Source organism: Falsihalocynthiibacter sp. SS001, from assembly GCF_042445055.1.
Taxonomy (GTDB): Bacteria; Pseudomonadota; Alphaproteobacteria; order Rhodobacterales; family Rhodobacteraceae; genus Falsihalocynthiibacter.
This window is the reverse complement of sequence record NZ_CP170339.1, coordinates 538,258-555,715: the sequence shown is the minus strand read 5'-3', so window position 1 is coordinate 555,715 and position 17,458 is coordinate 538,258. Positions and strand designations below refer to the sequence as shown.

Below are 17,458 nucleotides of genomic sequence, written 5' to 3'. Positions count from 1 at the left end.
CGTGTTTTCCCTTTAGTGTGCGGATTGTCAACCTTTTGCCCGCTTTGATCTAAGTTTCATGAAGTATTCTTGGCGTTTTTTCAGTTCTCGCTCAAATCCACGCTCAACCGGTACATAAAATTCCGGACGTTCCATTGTATCAGGGAAATAGTTCTGCCCCGAGAATCCGTCCTCTGCATCGTGATCATATGCGTAACCGCCGCCATATCCCTGCTCCTGCATCAAGGAAGTCGGCGCGTTCAGGATATGCTTGGGCGGAGGCTCGGAGCCTGTTTTCTCGGCGGCGACCTTGGCCATTTTGAAACCAGCATAAGCCGCGTTCGATTTGGGCGCGAGCGCGAGATATGTCACAGCTTGCGCAAGGGCCAACTCTCCTTCGGGGCTACCGAGCCGTTCGTAGACCTGCCACGCATTCAGGCAATGCGTCTGGGCATCTGGATCAGCGAGGCCGATATCCTCAACCGCCATCCGCGTTAAACGCCGCGCAAGGTAACGTGGGTCTTCGCCCCCCCTAAGCATACGCGCCAACCAATACAGTGCTGCATCAGGGTCCGATCCGCGCACGGATTTATGGAGCGCTGAAATCAGGTTGTAATGCGAATCTCCGGATTTGTCGTAGACCGCCGCCCGCTTCATCAAGCGCTGCCCGAGTTCTTTGGCGCTTAGCGGTGCAGCAACTTTCCAGGCGGCAATCTGCTCAACCAAGTTTAGTAAGGTGCGCCCGTCACCGTCAGCCATATCCAAGAGCGTATCGCGCGCTTCTTGATCAAGTGGCAACTCTCGTCCGATTTCATTCTCTGCACGTTTCAACAGCAATCCGAGATCGTCCACTGACAGCCGCGTCAGGACCATCACTTGCGAGCGGCTCATGACCGCGGCGTTCAACTCAAAGCTGGGATTTTCGGTGGTGGCCCCCACAAGTAGGATGGTGCCATCCTCCATATGCGGAAGGAAACCATCCTGTTGTGCTTTGTTGAAACGATGAATTTCATCTACGAACAGAAGTGTCCCCTGCCCGTTTTCGCGTCGCAGCTTTGCAGCTGCGAACACTTTTCGCAATTCGGGCATCCCCGTAAAAATGGCGCTTATCTGCACAAACGCCAAATCCGTTTCATCAGCAAGAAGACGCGCTATTGTCGTCTTGCCTACGCCCGGCGGGCCCCAAAAAATAATGGAACCCAAACTTTTCGAAGCAAGCATTACCCCAAGCGGCGCATCGGGCCCTAACACTTGCTCTTGTCCTATGACCTCCGAAAGCGATTTTGGTCGCAGACGGTCGGCGAGAGGGCGCGGAGCATTCGAGGCTTCCGCCTCGCCCTCACTGGAATCAAACAGATCATTCATGCCGCCACATTATGCGCACCATAACATGGTGGAAAGCGATGTCTTTGTCGGGAAAAGAACCCCCGTGTACACAAGGGTCCTTTTTCGCGTTGAACAGCATTAGTGCAGCTTCGAGCTCAGGTTAATGTTCACACACTGGTAATCACCATCACCAATAAACATCGTGCGACCGGCTGCTTCTGCCTCAAGTCCGCAGCGTCCAAACCAACGAGGCCAGTTCGCAGCAGTCAACGCAACCAGACGCGTAGCGCCAAGTTCACGAGCTGACTTCAACATCGCCATGACCATATAGGCATGTACACGACGGCGAATGCGTTGAGGCGTGCTGTGCGAAACAAAGACGCGCGTGCTTTCCCAAACGTTGGGGTCTACCGGCGCTTCATCATAGAGCAGGTCTTGCGGGATCGTTCCGAGAAGTCCGCGCTGTGCGTCCCGGATCATATAGCTGTAAATACCACATTGCGCGTTCGTAGGAGTGAGGCGCATCCCGGCATAAACTTCGCCGTACTCGTGAATTGCGATCCAACGACTCGCAGGAGTGTCGTATTGATCATATTCCATGCCCATTGCTTCGGGCAGGTCCCAGTTCTTTTGCACGATAAACGACTGCTTGCGTGCGCGAAACAAGTTCGCAAAGAGTTCGCCGTGATGGTGCATATTTTCAAAAGATAGAGTAGTTGTTTGCATGGTAATCCCCCAGCTTGGTTTTGTTAAAAATCAAGCCCCACGATCAAACAACGATCCTAAACGGTTAAAGCAGCTTGTAATCCTTTGCGCGTTGAATGGCCTCAGCGGTCGTCCGAGCAAGCAGTTTCTGACGAGCCGCTGTTAAGCGTGCTTTGAGGGCACTTTCTGAGATATTCAATTTTGCAGCTGCCGCCGCATGTCGATCGCCGTCTGCAATACATCGCAGGGCCTCAACTTGAGCCCTTGTGAGGCTCTCCGGCGGCTCCGTTAGGTCATGAAGCCGACGAACTATGGACGAGATCTCTTCAATCTCGCTATCTGTATACTCGCGATCAACACGCGCAAAACTGGCGATCGTCCGAGAAGAAATCGGGCCACAGGAAACTGTTAATCCGTAATCCAAACCATACTCCTTGGCTTGTCCTAGGATGTTGAACGGGTCCGGAAATCCGAAATCCCGCCAACGGCTAGCTCCCTCAGTACTAAACCCCCAAGCAATTGTCGGGTCACGAAGCGCGTACCCTTGCTCGGTATAATGGTCCAACCATCGCTGGTCATACGTTTGGAATGACAACAACGGTGACGCAAAGCGAATGTGCAGCCCTACAAAGTAACCCGCGGGCGCGAGCAACGAGAGCTTATGAAGTTCTAAATCAAGGCCTATCTTACTGGACATGTCTTTTTAGACAAGTTGCTCGAATCCCAGTCAACCTTAAAGTGTAACTACATGGAACTTTGTAATTTGTGATGGTAACAGTGATAACACTCGACACGGATTTAAAGAACAAGCTCAATGCATTGCCCAGTAACGCTCGAATGGAACTCCTTGAGTTTCTAGGGGCATCTTTTACCAGTAAACCAACGCTTGAAGAGACCGCCGAGAAGATAGAACGATTGTTTGCAAAGCGCCATTCCGGGATAGAGCCAACGACCTAGTTTCGGGCCTATCCTATCAGAAAAGCCCCGCCAGTTTTGGCGGGGCTTTTTTAGTTTTGCACATTCAATTGTGCTGAATTATTCAGCAGCTTCTTCTGCTGCAACGCGTGCTTTGTCAGCTGCGCCTTTCGCGTCAACGTCGCGGTCAACGAATTCGATGATCGCCATTGGCGCCATGTCACCATAACGGAAACCAGCCTTAAGAACGCGAACATAACCACCTTGGCGGTCTTTGTAGCGTGGGCCGAGTACGTCGAAAAGTTTCGCAACATACTGGTCCTGCTTGAGGCGCGAAGCAGCTTGACGGCGTGCGTGTAGATCGCCGCGTTTGCCAAGTGTGACAAGCTTCTCGATAACGCGCTTAAGCTCTTTGGCTTTTGGCAATGTTGTTTTGATTTGCTCGTGCTCGATGAGCGAGCCCGCCATGTTGGCGAAGAGCGCCTTACGGTGCTCGTGAGTACGGTTTAGACGGCGGTAGCCTCTTGCGTGACGCATGGTTCATCTCCTTTAGCGTTTTACTTTGTCTGGTGACCGATGCGTGTCAGCCACTCTCCTTGGGGCATATGCCCTGATATTCCCCGGCATTCCGGGCATTTGTACGTGGGGCAGACCATTGGCCTGCCCCGGTATTCTTAGAATTGATCTTCGAATTTCTTCGCGAGATCTTCGATGTTGTCCGGTGGCCAGTCTTCGACATCCATGCCGAGGTGCAGCCCCATGCCAGAAAGCACTTCTTTGATCTCGTTCAAAGACTTGCGGCCGAAGTTTGGCGTACGAAGCATCTCTGCCTCTGTCTTTTGAATGAGGTCGCCGATGTAAACGATGTTATCGTTTTTCAGGCAGTTAGCGGAACGAACGGAAAGCTCAAGCTCATCCACTTTCTTAAGGAGAAGCGGGTTGAACTCAAGGCCATCGTCTTCTTCTTGACGTCCAGCAGCTTCTGGCTCGTCGAAGTTAACGAATGTTGCCAATTGATCCTGAAGAATACGTGCAGCAAATGCTACAGCGTCTTCTGGTGGGATCGAGCCGTCTGTTTCAAGCTTCAACGTTAGCTTGTCATAGTCCAGAACTTGACCTTCACGTGTTGGCTGCACGTCGTAAGACACGCGCTTCACAGGCGAGAAAATCGCATCGATAGGCATAAGGCCAATCGGTGCATCTTCTGGACGGTTTTTATCAGCGGAAACATAGCCTTTGCCAGTTTCAACTGTAAGCTCCATGAACAAATCAGCGCCTTCGTCGAGGTGACAAATAACGTGATCTTTGTTCAAAACTTCGATGCCAGCGCTTTCGGAGATATCGCCAGCGGTCACAACCTGCGGGCCTTTGGCCGAGATCGAAACGCGCTTAGGACCATCAACTTCCATACGGATCGCGACACCTTTGAGGTTCAACACCACATCGGTTACGTCTTCGCGAACGCCTGAGATCGAGGAAAACTCGTGCAATACATTGTCAATTTGGACACTGGTAATTGCAGCACCCTGAAGCGAGCTCATAAGCACGCGACGCAGAGCATTGCCCAATGTCAAACCAAAGCCGCGCTCAAGCGGTTCGGCAATCACAGTAGCCTGACGCGCGGGCTCGTTGCCCGGCTTCACGTCCAACTGCGTTGGTTTAATCAATTCTTGCCAGTTCTTGTGGATCATGCTGTCGCCTCCATTCTTGTTTCAAGCCCATGTCCCTAAGCTCGAAACACCCGAGGTTCAAAATAACAATCTCGGACCTGTGCGTACGAAATAAATTCCAGGCCCGAGATTGCTTAGAGTTAAACGCGGCGACGCTTTGGAGGGCGACAACCGTTGTGAGCCATTGGCGTAACGTCACGAATAGAAGTGATGTTGAAGCCAATCGCAGCCAAGGCACGAAGGGCGCTTTCGCGACCGCCACCTGGGCCTTGCACTTCGACTTCGAGCGTTTTCACGCCGTGCTCTTGTGCTTTCTTACCTGCATCTTCAGCAGCCATCTGAGCAGCATAGGGAGTAGACTTACGAGAGCCTTTGAAACCCATGGTGCCAGCAGAAGACCAAGAAATTGCGTTACCTTGAACGTCAGAAATCAGGATTTTGGTGTTGTTGAACGAGCTGTTCACATGCGCAACACCAGAAGCGATATTCTTGCGCTCTTTTTTCTTTGTACGGACTTTTTCACGTGCCATTGATCAAACCCTCCTTATTTCTTCTTACCAGCAATAGCCTTTGCGGGGCCTTTGCGAGTGCGAGCGTTCGTGTGTGTACGTTGACCACGAACAGGAAGGTTACGACGGTGACGCAAGCCACGGTAGCAACCGAGATCCATCAAACGCTTGATGTTCATCTGTGTCTCACGACGCAAGTCGCCTTCGACAGCATAGTTAGCGTCGATGAACTCACGAATGGACAGAACTTCACCATCGGAAAGCTCGTTTACACGACGGGATGCGTCGATGCCTACGGCTTCACAGATAGCTTGTGCAGAAGTTGTACCGATTCCGGTAATATAAGTCAGGGCAATCGGGACCCGTTTGTGGGTCGGGATATTTACGCCGGCGATACGTGCCACGTTATACATTCCTTTTTGTTGCGGTTCCGTATTTCCAGAACCTTTTTTCACAACATAAGCCCGAAGGATTCTCTCCTGCGGGCTACGCTGAATTTCTATTTTCGACCAAATAGTTGCATTAGGATCGCGTTTCCAGACACAACAGCCGATTCTCTATTGAGAAGGCTCGAATTAAGCTCTTTTCACGCGAACGTCAACCCACGTTCGCCCTAATCCAATATTGCTCGAATTGCTTGGGCAACTTCGTCGATTTCTCCGAGGCCGTTGATAGGCTCCAGATCGCCTTTGGCATAGTAGTAACCGATCAAAGGTGAAGTATCGCGATAGTAGGCCATGAGGCGTGTCTTGAGCGCATCTTCGTTGTCGTCCGCGCGGCGAACCATGTCGGTACCACCACAGACATCGCAAACGCCTTCAGCTTTAGGCTGCTTAAGGTCGTCGTGATATCCCTCGCCGCAGTTCCCGCAGGTATAGCGACCAGAGATCCGCTTCACGAGGGCGTCATCCTCAACGCGCATCTCAATGACCGCGTCGAGCTTCAGGTTAACACGTGCGAGCAACTCTCCAAGAGCATCTGCCTGCGCCAAGGTGCGTGGGAAGCCATCAAAGATGAAACCGCCTTCGCTTTTGGTTGTCGCAAGGTGCTCTTCTATCAAACCGATGACGATCTCATCTGTCACCAGCTCGCCCGCTTCCATCACAGCGGCAACCTTGTTGCCCATCTCTGTGCCAGAGGTCTTGGCAGCCCGCAGCATATCTCCCGTCGAAAGTTGCACCATACCACGCTCCTCAACGAGGATACGGGCTTGGGTTCCTTTACCGGCGCCGGGTGGCCCCAAAAGGATTATGTTCATCGTCTAGCCGTCCCTTTTTTTCCGCCACGCCGTTTCCCGCGCAACTGCGATTTTTCAATCAGTCCTTCATACTGGTGCGCCAGCATGTGCGACTGAACTTGTTGGATCGTGTCCATCGTTACGGAAACAACGATCAATACTGAAGTACCGCCAAAATAGAAGGGAATCGAAAGTTGGGAACGCAGAATCTCAGGAAGGAGACAAACTGCCGCAAGGTAGGCCGAACCGATGACCAAAATACGGGTCACAACTTTGTCCAGATATTCGGCTGTTTTCTTGCCCGGACGAATCGCGGGGATAAAGCCGCCTTGGTTCTTAAGGTTATCTGCAACGTCTTCGGTCTTGAACGCCACGTTCTTTGTGTAGAAGAACGAGAAGAACACGATCATTGCCGTAAAGAACAGAAGATAAAGCGGCTTTCCCGGTCCAAAGTACGCAAGGACAAACGAGAGGAACGTGTTGGTTGAGCTTCCGGAGAATGTCGCGAGTGTCGTTGGCAACAGAAGCAACGAGCTTGCGAAAATCGCAGGAATAACACCAGCGGGGTTCACCTTGATCGGAAGGTGACTATTGCCGCCCTCGTACATCTTCATGCCAACTTGGCGACGTGGGTACTGAATATGAATCTTGCGCAGCGCTCGCTCCATAAAGACCACGAACGCGACCACCGCCAAGACCATAATGAAGGCCCCAACAACGATCAACGGGTTCGCGCCTGTCTCAGAAGACTGCACAAGGAACTGCGTAAGCGCCGCAGGAAGCTCTGCGATAATCCCGACGAAGATAATCAAGGAAATACCGTTACCGATGCCGCGTGCGGTGATCTGCTCGCCCAACCACATAAGGAACATTGTGCCGCCAACAAGTGTCACAACAGTCGAAATACGGAAGAACCAGCCCGGATCGGTCACGAGATTCCCCGCCTCAAGGCTGGCAGCGAGGCCATATGCCTGAAACGTCGCGAGGAACACAGTCGCATAACGCGTATACTGGTTGATTTTCTTGCGGCCAGCGTCACCCTCTTTCTTGAGTTGCTCAAGTGGGGCCCACATGGCGCTGAGAAGCTGAATGATAATCGAAGCAGAGATATAAGGCATGATCCCGAGGGCAAGAATACCCATCCGGCTCAACGCACCCCCGGTGAACATCGACAGAATACCGCCGATACCGGAGGCTGCACCCTCCATAAAGTTACGCAGCTCTGCGCCGTCGATACCAGGAACGGGGATATATGTCCCCAAACGGTAGACGATCAACAGACCGATAGTGAAAACGATACGTTGGCGAAGCTCGGTTGCCTTACCAAAGGCCCCCCAGCTCATGTTGGCTGCCATTTGCTCTGCTGCAGATGCCATTCGGCCTCTCCCTGTCACGAAAAGCGCCGCCAGACCATTTCCCGGTCGGCGGCGCTGGAAAACTTAGTTGTATGTAAGCGGCGAAAGGGCCGCTCACAAGCGCTTATTCAGCCGCTGCCTTAGGTGTTGCTGTAACAGTCACTTTACCGCCAGCTTTTTCAACAGCCTCGATGGCACCAGCAGAAGCACCAGTCACTTCGATTGTGACCTTGGATGTGATCTCGCCTTTGCCAAGAACACGCACGCCGTCAAGCTTGCGACGAACCAGACCAGAAGCCACAAGCACGTCTTCGGTGATTGCTGCTTTTGCGTCGAGTTTCTTCTCGTCGATGAACTTCTGGATAAGACCGAGGTTCAGAACGGCGAATTTCTTGCGGTTAGGCTTGTTGAAACCACGCTTTGGAAGGCGTTGGTACAAAGGCATTTGACCGCCTTCAAAACCTTTGATCGCTACACCCGAACGGGATTTTTGACCTTTGATACCACGGCCACCAGTTTTACCAGTGCCAGAGCCAGGACCACGGCCAACGCGTTTACGGGATTTTGTTGCGCCTGGGTTGTCGCGCAGTTCATTCAATTTCATGTCGCTACTCCTTCTTGCCGGAACTGCCCCAAGAGCGACCAAAGGAGCAAACACGGCGTTGCGATTGATTCTGTAGCCAATAGTGGCCACCGCGCGTGGTTACACCCATGCCGCCCAAGGTTCAAGAGCAGACTGGCGATATCACCTTATTCCGTATATCGCAGGAAGTTGTATGGCGAACAGTCGATGCAACTATGAACAGCTTCGCGAGTGTTTGCGCCCCAAAATTGACTGGGGCGCAATTTTTTAGCGAGATGCCTCGCGCGCATCATAGGCTTGCTGAATGTGCTCAGGCCAAGTTGAACGGATATAACTCAGCACCGCCATAATTTCCTCATCGGACAAGACACCATCGTAAATCGGCATATCCGTCTGATAGGAGTCATCACTAATCATCGCCGCGACACCATACTTGGTTATGTTAAAGAGCGCTTCGCTGTCGTGGTGCCATGTATGCCCATTCTCGTCATGTGGCGGCGCTGGCAAGCGCCCCTCGGCATTTCGCTCTCGCCAATTGGGTTGACCCTCAAGGTTCGCGCCATGACACGAAGCACAATTCTCTGCGTAGACGTCTTTTCCTAGCTGAAGCGTGGCCACATCGCTGCTTAATGCCACTGCCTCTTTCGTTTCACCCGAAGCATAGAGCCATGCTCCACCCGCCGCGAAAGCCGCTACACTTGTTGCGATTATCAATCGTTTTTTCATAGGTTTTTCCATTCGTTGAAAGTTGTAGTTTCGTGCGAACTACAACTGTCGCGGAGGACCCTGTGGCGGAGCGTGCCGATACTCTACAGCTCCCCAATCCTGCGCTACGAAAACGAACCGCTTGTGCGACCTCTCGAACGCCACGCGACCCTCCTGATTGGCGACAACACAAAGCGCACATGATGGAGCATGCATTACCTCACCCGCCTCACAACACGCCACCTCGTGATGTGGTGCATCCATGGCAACACTTTCACGCGATTGCATCGGCAGGGTATGCGCGAAAAACACGGCCATGATCAGAGAAAGGGCGAACAGGAACTTCATTCAGTCACCTTATTCCTAACGACAGAGCGCCTCAAGAGCGGTGATCTGGCAACAAAAAACGCCCACGGAAAACCGAGGGCGTTTCTTAGATTTCTCAAAAAAGGACTTAACCTTTTTCTTCGATGATCTCTACCATGTGGGGGATCTTTGCGACCATGCCACGTACGGCTGGTGTATCTTCCAGCTCGCGGGTTTTGTGCATCTTGTTGAGGCCCAAACCAATAAGCGTTTGACGCTGTTTGGCGGGGCGACGGATTGGAGAACCAATCTGTTTTACAACGATAGTTTTAGCCATGATGTCTCTCCTTATGCGTCAGCAGCTTCTGCTTCGGCCGGAGCCTCAGCAGCAGGTGCAGAATCCTTTTGAAGGATATCAGCAACTTTTTTGCCACGACGTTGTGCGACCATACGAGGGCTGCTCTCTTTTGTGAGGCCGTCGATTGTTGCACGGATCATGTTGTAAGGGTTTTGCGAACCGATAGATTTCGCAACAACATCCTGAACACCGAGCATTTCGAATACGGCACGCATTGGACCACCGGCAATAATACCAGTACCTTGTGGTGCTGTACGCATAACGACTTTACCAGCGCCATGACGACCTTCGACATCGTGGTGCAACGTACGGCCTTCACGCAATGGAACGCGCACAAGCTGACGCTTGGCTTGCTCTGTTGCTTTACGGATAGCTTCAGGAACTTCCTTCGCTTTACCCTTACCAAAACCAACGCGGCCTTTTTGGTCGCCCACAACTACGAGAGCTGCGAAACCAAAGCGCTTACCACCTTTGACGGTTTTGGAAACACGGTTAATCGCAACGAGGCGATCTGCAAATTCGGGGGTCTCTTCGCGGTCGCGACGATTTCCCCGACGATTTTCACGTTCTGCCATGAGGCATTCCTTTCAATAGGCGCTTGGCGCCGAATTATCACAATCCAAGTGAGGCCAAGGCCCCCCGGATCATCGGGGTGGCGTCACCGCCACCCACATTTCTTAGAACTTCAAGCCACCTTCACGTGCAGCTTCGGCCAGAGCCTTAACTTTACCGTGAAAGAGGAAGCCGCCACGATCAAAGTAGCAATCTTCAACACCAGCTTTTTTCGCACGCTCAGCAATAGCTGCGCCTACTTTTGTCGCTGCTTCGACGTTGTTCTTGCCAACAATGCCCAGATCCTTCTCGAGAGAAGAAGCCGAAGCGATTGTTACGCCGTTTACGTCGTCGATCAACTGTACGCTGATGTTCTTGTTCGAACGGTGAACAGACAGACGCGGACGTCCATTTGCCAACTTCCGAAGTTTGTTCCGAACGCGCAGGCGGCGCTTCAGAAACAGAGTTCTTTTGCTGTTTGCCATTTCCTGGGTCCTTACTTCTTCTTACCGTCTTTGCGGAAGATGTACTCGTCTTTATACTTGATGCCTTTGCCTTTGTAGGGCTCGGGTTTACGCCATTCGCGGATATTTGCCGCAACTTGGCCAACAAGTTGAGAGTCGATACCTTCAACAAGGATCTGTGTGTTCTTCGGCGTCGTGACAGTGATACCTGCCGGAACTTCGAAGTTAACTTCGTGAGAGAGCCCGAGGCTCAACTTGAGTGTGTTACCTTGCATTTGTGCACGATAACCAACGCCGTTGATTTCGAGTTCTTTCTTGAAGCCGTCAGTCACACCGGTAACCAGGTTCTGGATACAAGTACGTGACATACCCCATTGCTGACGCGCACGCTTCGATTTGGAGCGTGGCTCAACGGATACTTCATCATTCGCTACAACGATCGAGATATCGTCAGTTGCAGTGAAATTCAAAGTGCCCTTGGGGCCTTTAACTTCGATTTTTTGTCCGGATACCGTGGCTGAAACGCCAGAGGGCAACGCGACGGACTTCTTACCAATTCTAGACATCCAATCCTCCTAGAATACGGTGCAGAGCACTTCGCCGCCAACATTGGCATTGCGCGCTGCTGCGTCCGACATCACACCCTTAGGTGTGGAGACAACGGAAATTCCCAAGCCCTGACGGACAAGTGGAATGTCTTTAACGCCCGCGTAAACACGACGGCCAGGTGTCGAAACACGCTGAAGTTCGCGAATAACAGGAGTGCCCTCAAGGTACTTAAGACCGATTTCAAGAGCCGGATGGCCATCTTTACCAGTCACAGCTTCATAGCCACGGATGTAGCCTTCTGCTTTCAGTACGTCCAGAACCCATGCGCGGAGGTTAGAAGCAGGTGTTTCCACCGTCGACTTACCACGCATTTGAGCGTTGCGGATACGGGTGAGCATATCACCGATAGGATCATTCATATCGACTCTCCCTTACCAGCTTGACTTGACCATGCCGGGGATTTGGCCATTCGAACCAAGTTCCCGCAGCGCGATACGGCTGACTTTGAGCTTACGGTAGTAAGCATGAGGACGACCCGTCAGCTGGCAACGGTTGTGAAGCCGTGTCGCGGACGAATTGCGAGGAAGTTTAGCAAGCTTCAGGCGAGCAGTGAAACGCTCTTCCATTGTCTTGCTTTCATCGTTTGCGATTTCTTTAAGCTCAGCACGTTTGGCGGCGTATTTTTCCACCAAGAGTGCGCGCTTCTTTTCGCGTTCGATCATTGCTTTTTTAGCCATGTCTAACCTTTCCTTCCGCGATCAGCTGTTGAAGGGCATGTTGAAATGCTTCAACAGCGCCTTTGCTTCCGCGTCAGTTTCTGCGGTGGTGACCATTACGATATCCATGCCCCAGATTTCGTCGACTTTGTCGTACTCAATCTCAGGGAAAACGATGTGCTCTTTCAGACCCATGGCATAGTTGCCACGACCATCAAAGCTCTTGCCAGAGATGCCGCGGAAGTCGCGGATACGTGGCATAGCAATGGTGATCAGACGGTCGAGGAATTCGTACATCTTATCGCCGCGAAGCGTCACTTTAACACCAAGAGGCATATCTTCACGAACGCGGAAACCAGCGATGGACTTCTTGGCTTTTGTGATGAGAACCTTTTGACCAGCAATCGCAGTGAGGTCAGCCTCAGCGGATTTGATCTTTTTGGTGTCGCGAGTTGTTTCGCCGATACCCATGTTAAGAACGATTTTCTCAAGCTTAGGGATCATCATATCGTTCTTGTAGTTGAACTCTTCTTTAAGAGCAGAACGAATGCTGTCAGCGTAAACAGTCTTCAGACGAGGTGTGTAGTTTGCAGTATCAAGCATTATACAGTCTCCCCTGTTGTCTTCGCGAAACGGACTTTTTTGCCGTCTTCTTCACGGAAGCCAACGCGAGTTGCCTTACCTTTGGAATCGAGCAATGCGAGGTTAGAAAGTTGAATTGGCATAGCCTTTGGCGTACGACCGCCTTGGCTGTTTTGCGACGCACGAACGTGACGGATCGCAACATTTACGCCTTCAACTACGGCCTTGCCAGCCTTAGGGTCGATAGATGCGATTGCACCCTCTTTACCTTTGTCTTTGCCAGCAAGAACGACGACTTTGTCGCCTTTTTTCAATTTAGCAGCCATCTTACAGCACCTCCGGCGCGAGTGAGATGATTTTCATGAAGTTTTTGCCGCGCAGCTCACGAACAACGGGCCCAAAGATACGTGTACCTACTGGCTCGTTCGAGTTGTTAAGAATAACAGCAGCATTGCGATCAAAACGGATCGCTGTGCCATCTTCACGACGTACTTCTTTTGCGGTGCGTACAACAACGGCCTTACGGACGTCGCCTTTTTTAACGCGACCACGTGGGATGGCTTCTTTAACCGAAACGACAATGATGTCGCCTACGGAAGCGTATTTACGCTTGGAACCACCCAGAACCTTAATGCACTGAACTCGGCGAGCGCCTGAGTTATCAGCAACATCGAGATTGGTCTGCATCTGGATCATGCGGTTTCTCCCGACCTATGGGGGCCTTCCTTGGCTTGTCCCCAGGGTTTCGTAATACTACGAAGTTCCCGCATTAAGCGGATATAACTTCCCAGCGCTTCGTTTTCGACTTTGGTGCACATTCTTGGATACGAACTGTATCACCAACGTTGAAAGCGTTCTGTTCATCGTGAGCCCGGTATTTCTTGGACTTACGAATGGTTTTCTTCAAAACGGGGTGCGTAAAGCGACGTTCTACAGAAACAGTAACTGTTTGTGCGTTTTGGTTGCTTGTAACAGTGCCAGTCAAAATACGTTTAGGCATATCGTGGCTCCTATTCGCCAGCCGCTTGCGCGGCCTTTTCGTTCAGAATTGTTTTTACACGAGCAGCTGCACGACGTGCGGCTTTTACTTGTGCAGTGTTCTCAAGTTGACCCGTTGCTTGTTGGAACCGCAGGTTAAACGATTCTTTCTTAAGCTTAACGAGCTCTTCTTGGAGCTCGTCCGGCGTCTTATCACGTAGTTCATTGGCGTTCATGCGCCTCTTCCTTTCTCAAAACACCAGCCGGCCCCTGACGGTATTTCAGGGTCACCAAAAATCTGGTGGATGAATAGCAAACACACGAATCCCGAAAGCTCGGAATCCGCGAGATGGGCCTCTATAGGAGGGAGTCGGCATGAGGGCAAGGGGAACTTTGGCTTTCCTGAGAAAACAAGCCAATTTATGCAATCAAGTAGCAATACTTGCCCAGCTGGGCCTGCGGGTCTATGAAACTCTTATGCCTAAAATCGAATCTCTCTTTGTTACCCGCCTCTATCGCGCCACTCTAAACGAGTTCGGCGACTCTATAGACACGTCAGAACTCGACTCCTCTTGCTTTTCCATCGCCGAAGATGACGAAGCCGGCCAGCAATGGTGCGAAGAGCACGATTTCCCCGGATATACGAGCTATGCGTCGCTTACCGATCTCGGCTGGCGCTTCCCGATCTTTGAGGAACTCGTGAAGGTTCTGGACAAACACGTTGCGGCCTTTGTCGAGGATCTGGAGTTTGATCTGGACGGGCGCGAAATCGTGCTAGACAACATCTGGATCAATATCCTGCCCGAAGGCGGGATTCATACCTCGCACATCCACCCACATAGTGTGATCAGCGGCACGACATACGTGAAGGTACCCGAGGGTGCGAGCGCGATTAAATACGAAGATCCACGCTCCGCCATGATGATGGCTGCCCCGACCCGTAAATCTGGTGCGCGACGCGATCAACGCAGCTTTGTATACGAAGCACCGAACGCTGGCGATGTTTTACTTTGGGAGAGCTGGCTGCGCCACGAAGTCCCGATGAACATGGCCGAAGAAGAGCGCATCAGCATCAGTTTCAATTACGCTTGGCGATAGACACAGTTTATGACTGACAAACAAAAAGGCCCCCGCTGATCTCTCAGCGGGGGCCTTTTTCGTCCATCAGGACGGATGTCTTACCAGTCTTCGCGAACGACCGTACGGGTCTTCACTGGAAGTTTCATCGCTGCAAGGCGAAGCGCCTCACGTGCAACTACTTCGTCAACGCCGTCGATCTCAAAGAGGATACGGCCTGGTTTAACTTTTGCTGCCCAAAAATCGACAGAACCTTTACCTTTACCCATCCGAACTTCGGTTGGCTTCGAGGTAACTGGAAGATCTGGGAATACCCGGATCCACACACGGCCTTGACGTTTCATGTGGCGTGTCATTGCACGACGCGCAGCTTCGATTTGACGCGCTGTGATACGCTCTGGTTCAACGGTTTTGAGGCCATATGTACCAAACGTTAGCGTCGATCCGCCTTTTGCTTGACCGTGAATACGGCCTTTAAACATTTTGCGGAATTTGGTGCGTTTTGGTTGAAGCATCTATCTTCTCCTTAACGACGGCCGCCGGCACCGCGAGGTGTTGGGCCTTCTTGGAGTTCCTGTTGCTTACGCTCATGTGCCGAAGGATCGTGCTCCATGATCTCACCTTTGAAGATCCAGACTTTGATCCCGATGATACCATAGGCAGTCATCGCTTCGGAGTGTGCGTAATCGATGTCGGCACGCAGTGTGTGCAATGGCACGCGACCTTCGCGGTACCACTCGGTACGCGCAATCTCTGCGCCACCAAGGCGACCCGCAAGGTTGATACGGATGCCGAGGGCGCCCATACGCATTGCGTTCTGCACCGCACGCTTCATTGCGCGACGGAACGAAACCCGGCGCTCAAGTTGCTGTGCGATATTTTCACCAACAAGTGCAGCGTCCATCTCTGGCTTGCGAACTTCAACGATATTGAGGTGCAATTCAGAGTCTGTGAGTGCTGCGAGCTTCTTGCGAAGGCCCTCGATGTCAGCGCCTTTTTTACCGATGATCACACCAGGGCGTGCTGTGTGAACAGTCACGCGGCATTTGCGGTGTGGACGCTCGATGATCACGCGGGAGATGCCAGCTTGCTTGCATTCTTCCTTGATGAACTCGCGCATCTTGATGTCTTCGAGAAGAAGATCACCAAAATCTTTGGTGTCGGCATACCAGCGGCTATCCCAAGTACGGTTAACCTGAAGGCGCATGCCAATTGGATTTACTTTATTACCCATTATGCTTGCTCCTCATTCTGGCGAACCGTGATTGTTAGCTCTGAGAATGGTTTCAGAATTTTGCCGAACCGGCCACGCGCACGTGGACGTCCACGCTTGAGTGTGAGGTTCTTACCAACATAGGCTTCTGCAACAACAAGCGAGTCAACATCCAGGTTGTGGTTGTTTTCTGCGTTTGCGATTGCGGACTGGAGACATTTCTTAACATCAGCAGCAATACGTTTGTTGCTGAAGGTCAGGTCTGTCAGAGCCTTGTCAACTTTCTTGCCACGGATCATTGCCGCAACAAGGTTCAGCTTCTGTGGGGACGTGCGAAGCATTTTGACTTTCGCCATTGCTTCATTGTCAGCCACGCGGCGTGCGTTTTTAACTTTTGCCATGACTTATTTCCGCTTCGCTTTTTTGTCAGCAGCGTGACCGTAATAAGTCCGAGTTGGCGAGTACTCACCGAACTTCTGACCGATCATGTCTTCTGTGACGTTTACGGGAATATGCTTATGGCCGTTGTAAACACCGAAAGTCAGACCCACGAATTGGGGCAGGATCGTGCTACGACGGGACCAAATCTTGATAACTTCATTACGGCCAGATTCGCGGCTCTTTTCGGCTTTCTTAAGCACGTAAGAGTCAACAAATGGACCTTTCCATACAGAACGAGACATGAATTAACGCCCCTTCTTCTTGGCGTGACGCGAGCGTACGATGAGCTTGCTAGACGCTTTGTTCTTGTTACGAGTGCGCGCACCTTTAGTTGGTTTACCCCAAGGAGTAACCGGGTGACGACCACCAGACGTACGACCTTCACCACCACCATGTGGGTGATCGATCGGGTTCATCGCAACACCGCGAACCGAAGGACGGATGCCCTTGTGACGGTTACGACCGGCTTTACCGATGTTCTGGTTGATGTTGTCTGGGTTGGAAACTGCACCAACAGTTGCCATGCACTCTTGACGGACCAGACGCAATTCGCCGGATGAAAGGCGGATTTGCGCGTAAGCGCCGTCACGACCAACAAACTGAGCGTATGTACCAGCGGCACGAGCGATCTGACCGCCTTTGCCTTGCTTAAGCTCGATGTTGTGTACGATTGTACCGATAGGCATGCCAGAGAAAGGCATTGCGTTACCTGGTTTGATGTCAGCTTTTGCAGACGCGATGATTTTGTCACCTACTGCGAGACGCTGAGGAGCGAGAACATATGCCTGCTCACCATCTTCATATTTGATCAACGCGATAAAGGCCGTGCGGTTCGGGTCATATTCGATCCGCTCAACGGTGGCTGGAACATCCAGTTTGTTGCGTTTGAAGTCAACGATACGGTAAAGGCGCTTCGCACCCCCACCAATGCGACGCATTGTGATCCGCCCGGTGTTGTTCCGGCCGCCCGATTTAGTCAAACCCTGTGTGAGGGCCTTGACTGGACGTCCTTTCCAAAGCTCCGAACGGTCGATCAGAACCAGCCCACGCTGGCCTGGCGTCGTCGGTTTATACGACTTTAGTGCCATGCTTTCTGTCTTCCGTTTAGCTGTGCGATACTCCCCAACGGGAAATTTCGCGGTGTGAGCCCCCCGAAGGTGGCCAATTTCATAAGGCCCGAAGACCCCTATTCCAAAGGCAATAAGCCCCAGAACGAATCTGAGGCCGAGAACCATTGG

Annotated in this window: 29 protein-coding genes; 1 reads left to right on the top strand and 28 read right to left on the bottom strand. The window is 51.9% G+C overall.

Annotation, left to right across the window (positions count from 1 at the left end; translation table 11 throughout):
- Positions 1–27: 27 nt before the first annotated feature.
- The 23 genes from ACFE33_RS02725 to rpmC form a co-directional block, all read right to left on the bottom strand.
- Positions 28–1,344 carry a replication-associated recombination protein A gene (locus ACFE33_RS02725; protein ID WP_380056575.1) on the bottom strand — a complete coding sequence of 439 codons (1,317 nt, stop codon included), beginning with the start codon at positions 1,342–1,344 and terminating at the stop codon, positions 28–30.
- Positions 1,345–1,443: 99 nt separating this feature from the next.
- On the bottom strand, positions 1,444–2,031 hold the full coding sequence (locus tag ACFE33_RS02720; RefSeq protein ID WP_380056572.1) for an acyl-homoserine-lactone synthase: 588 nt from the start codon (positions 2,029–2,031) through the stop codon (positions 1,444–1,446).
- A gap of 64 nt (positions 2,032–2,095) precedes the next feature.
- The gene (locus tag ACFE33_RS02715) at positions 2,096–2,707 is read right to left on the bottom strand and encodes an autoinducer binding domain-containing protein (protein WP_380056569.1); all 612 of its coding nucleotides are present in this window, start codon (positions 2,705–2,707) and stop codon (positions 2,096–2,098) included.
- 338 nt (positions 2,708–3,045) lie between these two features.
- Positions 3,046–3,462, bottom strand: coding sequence for a 50S ribosomal protein L17 (gene rplQ / locus ACFE33_RS02710; RefSeq protein WP_380056567.1), 417 nt, complete (start codon positions 3,460–3,462; stop codon positions 3,046–3,048).
- Positions 3,463–3,599: 137 nt separating this feature from the next.
- Complete coding sequence (locus tag ACFE33_RS02705; RefSeq protein WP_380056565.1) at positions 3,600–4,616, bottom strand: DNA-directed RNA polymerase subunit alpha; 1,017 nt, start codon at positions 4,614–4,616, stop codon at positions 3,600–3,602.
- A 119-nt stretch (positions 4,617–4,735) separates the two neighbouring features.
- A complete protein-coding gene (gene rpsK / locus ACFE33_RS02700) occupies positions 4,736–5,125 on the bottom strand; it encodes a 30S ribosomal protein S11 (RefSeq protein ID WP_380056562.1) in 390 nt (129 codons plus the stop codon).
- A 14-nt stretch (positions 5,126–5,139) separates the two neighbouring features.
- Positions 5,140–5,508: a 30S ribosomal protein S13 gene (gene rpsM / locus ACFE33_RS02695; protein WP_380056560.1), complete on the bottom strand. Its 369-nt coding sequence runs from the start codon at positions 5,506–5,508 to the stop codon at positions 5,140–5,142.
- 209 nt (positions 5,509–5,717) lie between these two features.
- Positions 5,718–6,362, bottom strand: a complete 645-nt coding sequence (locus ACFE33_RS02690) for an adenylate kinase (protein WP_380056557.1) — start codon at positions 6,360–6,362, stop codon at positions 5,718–5,720.
- Entirely contained in the window at positions 6,359–7,717 is a 1,359-nt protein-coding gene (gene secY / locus ACFE33_RS02685; protein ID WP_380056555.1) for a preprotein translocase subunit SecY, read from the bottom strand. The genes ACFE33_RS02690 and secY overlap by 4 nt, the downstream gene beginning before the upstream one ends.
- Before the next feature lie 103 nt (positions 7,718–7,820).
- A complete protein-coding gene (gene rplO, locus ACFE33_RS02680) occupies positions 7,821–8,300 on the bottom strand; it encodes a 50S ribosomal protein L15 (RefSeq protein ID WP_380056552.1) in 480 nt (159 codons plus the stop codon).
- A 246-nt stretch (positions 8,301–8,546) separates the two neighbouring features.
- Entirely contained in the window at positions 8,547–9,005 is a 459-nt protein-coding gene (locus tag ACFE33_RS02675) for a c-type cytochrome (RefSeq protein WP_380056549.1), read from the bottom strand.
- Positions 9,006–9,044: 39 nt separating this feature from the next.
- Positions 9,045–9,332 (bottom strand): hypothetical protein, encoded by a 288-nt coding sequence (locus tag ACFE33_RS02670; RefSeq protein WP_380056547.1) that lies wholly within the window; start codon positions 9,330–9,332, stop codon positions 9,045–9,047.
- Positions 9,333–9,438: 106 nt separating this feature from the next.
- On the bottom strand, positions 9,439–9,627 hold the full coding sequence (gene rpmD, locus ACFE33_RS02665) for a 50S ribosomal protein L30 (protein WP_380056544.1): 189 nt from the start codon (positions 9,625–9,627) through the stop codon (positions 9,439–9,441).
- 11 nt (positions 9,628–9,638) lie between these two features.
- Positions 9,639–10,223, bottom strand: coding sequence for a 30S ribosomal protein S5 (gene rpsE, locus ACFE33_RS02660; RefSeq protein WP_380056541.1), 585 nt, complete (start codon positions 10,221–10,223; stop codon positions 9,639–9,641).
- Between the two features lie 102 nt (positions 10,224–10,325).
- Positions 10,326–10,685, bottom strand: coding sequence for a 50S ribosomal protein L18 (gene rplR / locus ACFE33_RS02655; protein ID WP_380056539.1), 360 nt, complete (start codon positions 10,683–10,685; stop codon positions 10,326–10,328).
- An 11-nt stretch (positions 10,686–10,696) separates the two neighbouring features.
- Positions 10,697–11,230 (bottom strand): 50S ribosomal protein L6, encoded by a 534-nt coding sequence (gene rplF, locus ACFE33_RS02650; RefSeq protein ID WP_380056537.1) that lies wholly within the window; start codon positions 11,228–11,230, stop codon positions 10,697–10,699.
- 9 nt (positions 11,231–11,239) lie between these two features.
- Entirely contained in the window at positions 11,240–11,632 is a 393-nt protein-coding gene (rpsH, locus tag ACFE33_RS02645; RefSeq protein ID WP_380056534.1) for a 30S ribosomal protein S8, read from the bottom strand.
- A 12-nt stretch (positions 11,633–11,644) separates the two neighbouring features.
- Positions 11,645–11,950, bottom strand: coding sequence for a 30S ribosomal protein S14 (rpsN, locus tag ACFE33_RS02640; RefSeq protein WP_380056531.1), 306 nt, complete (start codon positions 11,948–11,950; stop codon positions 11,645–11,647).
- A gap of 21 nt (positions 11,951–11,971) precedes the next feature.
- Positions 11,972–12,532 carry a 50S ribosomal protein L5 gene (gene rplE, locus ACFE33_RS02635; protein ID WP_380056528.1) on the bottom strand — a complete coding sequence of 187 codons (561 nt, stop codon included), beginning with the start codon at positions 12,530–12,532 and terminating at the stop codon, positions 11,972–11,974.
- The gene (gene rplX / locus ACFE33_RS02630; protein WP_380056526.1) at positions 12,532–12,837 is read right to left on the bottom strand and encodes a 50S ribosomal protein L24; all 306 of its coding nucleotides are present in this window, start codon (positions 12,835–12,837) and stop codon (positions 12,532–12,534) included. Before rplX ends, rplE begins: the two co-directional genes overlap by 1 nt.
- Before the next feature lies 1 nt (position 12,838).
- A complete protein-coding gene (rplN, locus tag ACFE33_RS02625) occupies positions 12,839–13,207 on the bottom strand; it encodes a 50S ribosomal protein L14 (RefSeq protein ID WP_348131539.1) in 369 nt (122 codons plus the stop codon).
- Positions 13,208–13,280: 73 nt separating this feature from the next.
- Complete coding sequence (gene rpsQ, locus ACFE33_RS02620; RefSeq protein WP_380056523.1) at positions 13,281–13,511, bottom strand: 30S ribosomal protein S17; 231 nt, start codon at positions 13,509–13,511, stop codon at positions 13,281–13,283.
- A gap of 10 nt (positions 13,512–13,521) precedes the next feature.
- Complete coding sequence (gene rpmC, locus ACFE33_RS02615; protein WP_380056519.1) at positions 13,522–13,725, bottom strand: 50S ribosomal protein L29; 204 nt, start codon at positions 13,723–13,725, stop codon at positions 13,522–13,524.
- 241 nt (positions 13,726–13,966) lie between these two features.
- Between rpmC and ACFE33_RS02610 the strand changes: the two genes are divergently transcribed.
- Complete coding sequence (locus ACFE33_RS02610) at positions 13,967–14,587, top strand: 2OG-Fe(II) oxygenase family protein (protein WP_380056516.1); 621 nt, start codon at positions 13,967–13,969, stop codon at positions 14,585–14,587.
- An 80-nt stretch (positions 14,588–14,667) separates the two neighbouring features.
- Here the strand turns inward: ACFE33_RS02610 and rplP are convergent, their stop codons facing one another.
- From rplP to rplB, 5 genes are read right to left on the bottom strand one after another with little or no spacing between them, the layout of a single operon-like run.
- Positions 14,668–15,081 (bottom strand): 50S ribosomal protein L16, encoded by a 414-nt coding sequence (gene rplP / locus ACFE33_RS02605; RefSeq protein WP_380056513.1) that lies wholly within the window; start codon positions 15,079–15,081, stop codon positions 14,668–14,670.
- Positions 15,082–15,092: 11 nt separating this feature from the next.
- Positions 15,093–15,800 carry a 30S ribosomal protein S3 gene (rpsC, locus tag ACFE33_RS02600; protein ID WP_380056510.1) on the bottom strand — a complete coding sequence of 236 codons (708 nt, stop codon included), beginning with the start codon at positions 15,798–15,800 and terminating at the stop codon, positions 15,093–15,095.
- The gene (gene rplV / locus ACFE33_RS02595) at positions 15,800–16,180 is read right to left on the bottom strand and encodes a 50S ribosomal protein L22 (RefSeq protein WP_380056507.1); all 381 of its coding nucleotides are present in this window, start codon (positions 16,178–16,180) and stop codon (positions 15,800–15,802) included. The genes rpsC and rplV overlap by 1 nt, the downstream gene beginning before the upstream one ends.
- A gap of 3 nt (positions 16,181–16,183) precedes the next feature.
- Positions 16,184–16,462, bottom strand: coding sequence for a 30S ribosomal protein S19 (gene rpsS, locus ACFE33_RS02590; protein WP_263954409.1), 279 nt, complete (start codon positions 16,460–16,462; stop codon positions 16,184–16,186).
- A 3-nt stretch (positions 16,463–16,465) separates the two neighbouring features.
- Positions 16,466–17,308 carry a 50S ribosomal protein L2 gene (gene rplB / locus ACFE33_RS02585; RefSeq protein WP_380056503.1) on the bottom strand — a complete coding sequence of 281 codons (843 nt, stop codon included), beginning with the start codon at positions 17,306–17,308 and terminating at the stop codon, positions 16,466–16,468.
- Positions 17,309–17,458: the final 150 nt, after the last annotated feature.

Bases quoted from the DNA above. Each gene is read 5' to 3' on its own strand.
- ACFE33_RS02725 (WP_380056575.1), bottom strand. From the start codon at position 1,344: ATGAATGATCTGTTTGATTCCAGTGAGGGCGAGGCGGAAGCCTCGAAT.
- ACFE33_RS02720 (WP_380056572.1), bottom strand. From the start codon at position 2,031: ATGCAAACAACTACTCTATCTTTTGAAAATATGCACCATCACGGCGAA.
- ACFE33_RS02715 (WP_380056569.1), bottom strand. From the start codon at position 2,707: ATGTCCAGTAAGATAGGCCTTGATTTAGAACTTCATAAGCTCTCGTTG.
- rplQ (WP_380056567.1), bottom strand. From the start codon at position 3,462: ATGCGTCACGCAAGAGGCTACCGCCGTCTAAACCGTACTCACGAGCAC.
- ACFE33_RS02705 (WP_380056565.1), bottom strand. From the start codon at position 4,616: ATGATCCACAAGAACTGGCAAGAATTGATTAAACCAACGCAGTTGGAC.
- rpsK (WP_380056562.1), bottom strand. From the start codon at position 5,125: ATGGCACGTGAAAAAGTCCGTACAAAGAAAAAAGAGCGCAAGAATATC.
- ACFE33_RS02690 (WP_380056557.1), bottom strand. From the start codon at position 6,362: ATGAACATAATCCTTTTGGGGCCACCCGGCGCCGGTAAAGGAACCCAA.
- secY (WP_380056555.1), bottom strand. From the start codon at position 7,717: ATGGCATCTGCAGCAGAGCAAATGGCAGCCAACATGAGCTGGGGGGCC.
- rplO (WP_380056552.1), bottom strand. From the start codon at position 8,300: ATGAAATTGAATGAACTGCGCGACAACCCAGGCGCAACAAAATCCCGT.
- ACFE33_RS02675 (WP_380056549.1), bottom strand. From the start codon at position 9,005: ATGAAAAAACGATTGATAATCGCAACAAGTGTAGCGGCTTTCGCGGCG.
- ACFE33_RS02670 (WP_380056547.1), bottom strand. From the start codon at position 9,332: ATGAAGTTCCTGTTCGCCCTTTCTCTGATCATGGCCGTGTTTTTCGCG.
- rpmD (WP_380056544.1), bottom strand. From the start codon at position 9,627: ATGGCTAAAACTATCGTTGTAAAACAGATTGGTTCTCCAATCCGTCGC.
- rpsE (WP_380056541.1), bottom strand. From the start codon at position 10,223: ATGGCAGAACGTGAAAATCGTCGGGGAAATCGTCGCGACCGCGAAGAG.
- rplR (WP_380056539.1), bottom strand. From the start codon at position 10,685: ATGGCAAACAGCAAAAGAACTCTGTTTCTGAAGCGCCGCCTGCGCGTT.
- rplF (WP_380056537.1), bottom strand. From the start codon at position 11,230: ATGTCTAGAATTGGTAAGAAGTCCGTCGCGTTGCCCTCTGGCGTTTCA.
- rpsH (WP_380056534.1), bottom strand. From the start codon at position 11,632: ATGAATGATCCTATCGGTGATATGCTCACCCGTATCCGCAACGCTCAA.
- rpsN (WP_380056531.1), bottom strand. From the start codon at position 11,950: ATGGCTAAAAAAGCAATGATCGAACGCGAAAAGAAGCGCGCACTCTTG.
- rplE (WP_380056528.1), bottom strand. From the start codon at position 12,532: ATGCTTGATACTGCAAACTACACACCTCGTCTGAAGACTGTTTACGCT.
- rplX (WP_380056526.1), bottom strand. From the start codon at position 12,837: ATGGCTGCTAAATTGAAAAAAGGCGACAAAGTCGTCGTTCTTGCTGGC.
- rplN (WP_348131539.1), bottom strand. From the start codon at position 13,207: ATGATCCAGATGCAGACCAATCTCGATGTTGCTGATAACTCAGGCGCT.
- rpsQ (WP_380056523.1), bottom strand. From the start codon at position 13,511: ATGCCTAAACGTATTTTGACTGGCACTGTTACAAGCAACCAAAACGCA.
- rpmC (WP_380056519.1), bottom strand. From the start codon at position 13,725: ATGAACGCCAATGAACTACGTGATAAGACGCCGGACGAGCTCCAAGAA.
- ACFE33_RS02610 (WP_380056516.1), top strand. From the start codon at position 13,967: ATGCCTAAAATCGAATCTCTCTTTGTTACCCGCCTCTATCGCGCCACT.
- rplP (WP_380056513.1), bottom strand. From the start codon at position 15,081: ATGCTTCAACCAAAACGCACCAAATTCCGCAAAATGTTTAAAGGCCGT.
- rpsC (WP_380056510.1), bottom strand. From the start codon at position 15,800: ATGGGTAATAAAGTAAATCCAATTGGCATGCGCCTTCAGGTTAACCGT.
- rplV (WP_380056507.1), bottom strand. From the start codon at position 16,180: ATGGCAAAAGTTAAAAACGCACGCCGCGTGGCTGACAATGAAGCAATG.
- rpsS (WP_263954409.1), bottom strand. From the start codon at position 16,462: ATGTCTCGTTCTGTATGGAAAGGTCCATTTGTTGACTCTTACGTGCTT.
- rplB (WP_380056503.1), bottom strand. From the start codon at position 17,308: ATGGCACTAAAGTCGTATAAACCGACGACGCCAGGCCAGCGTGGGCTG.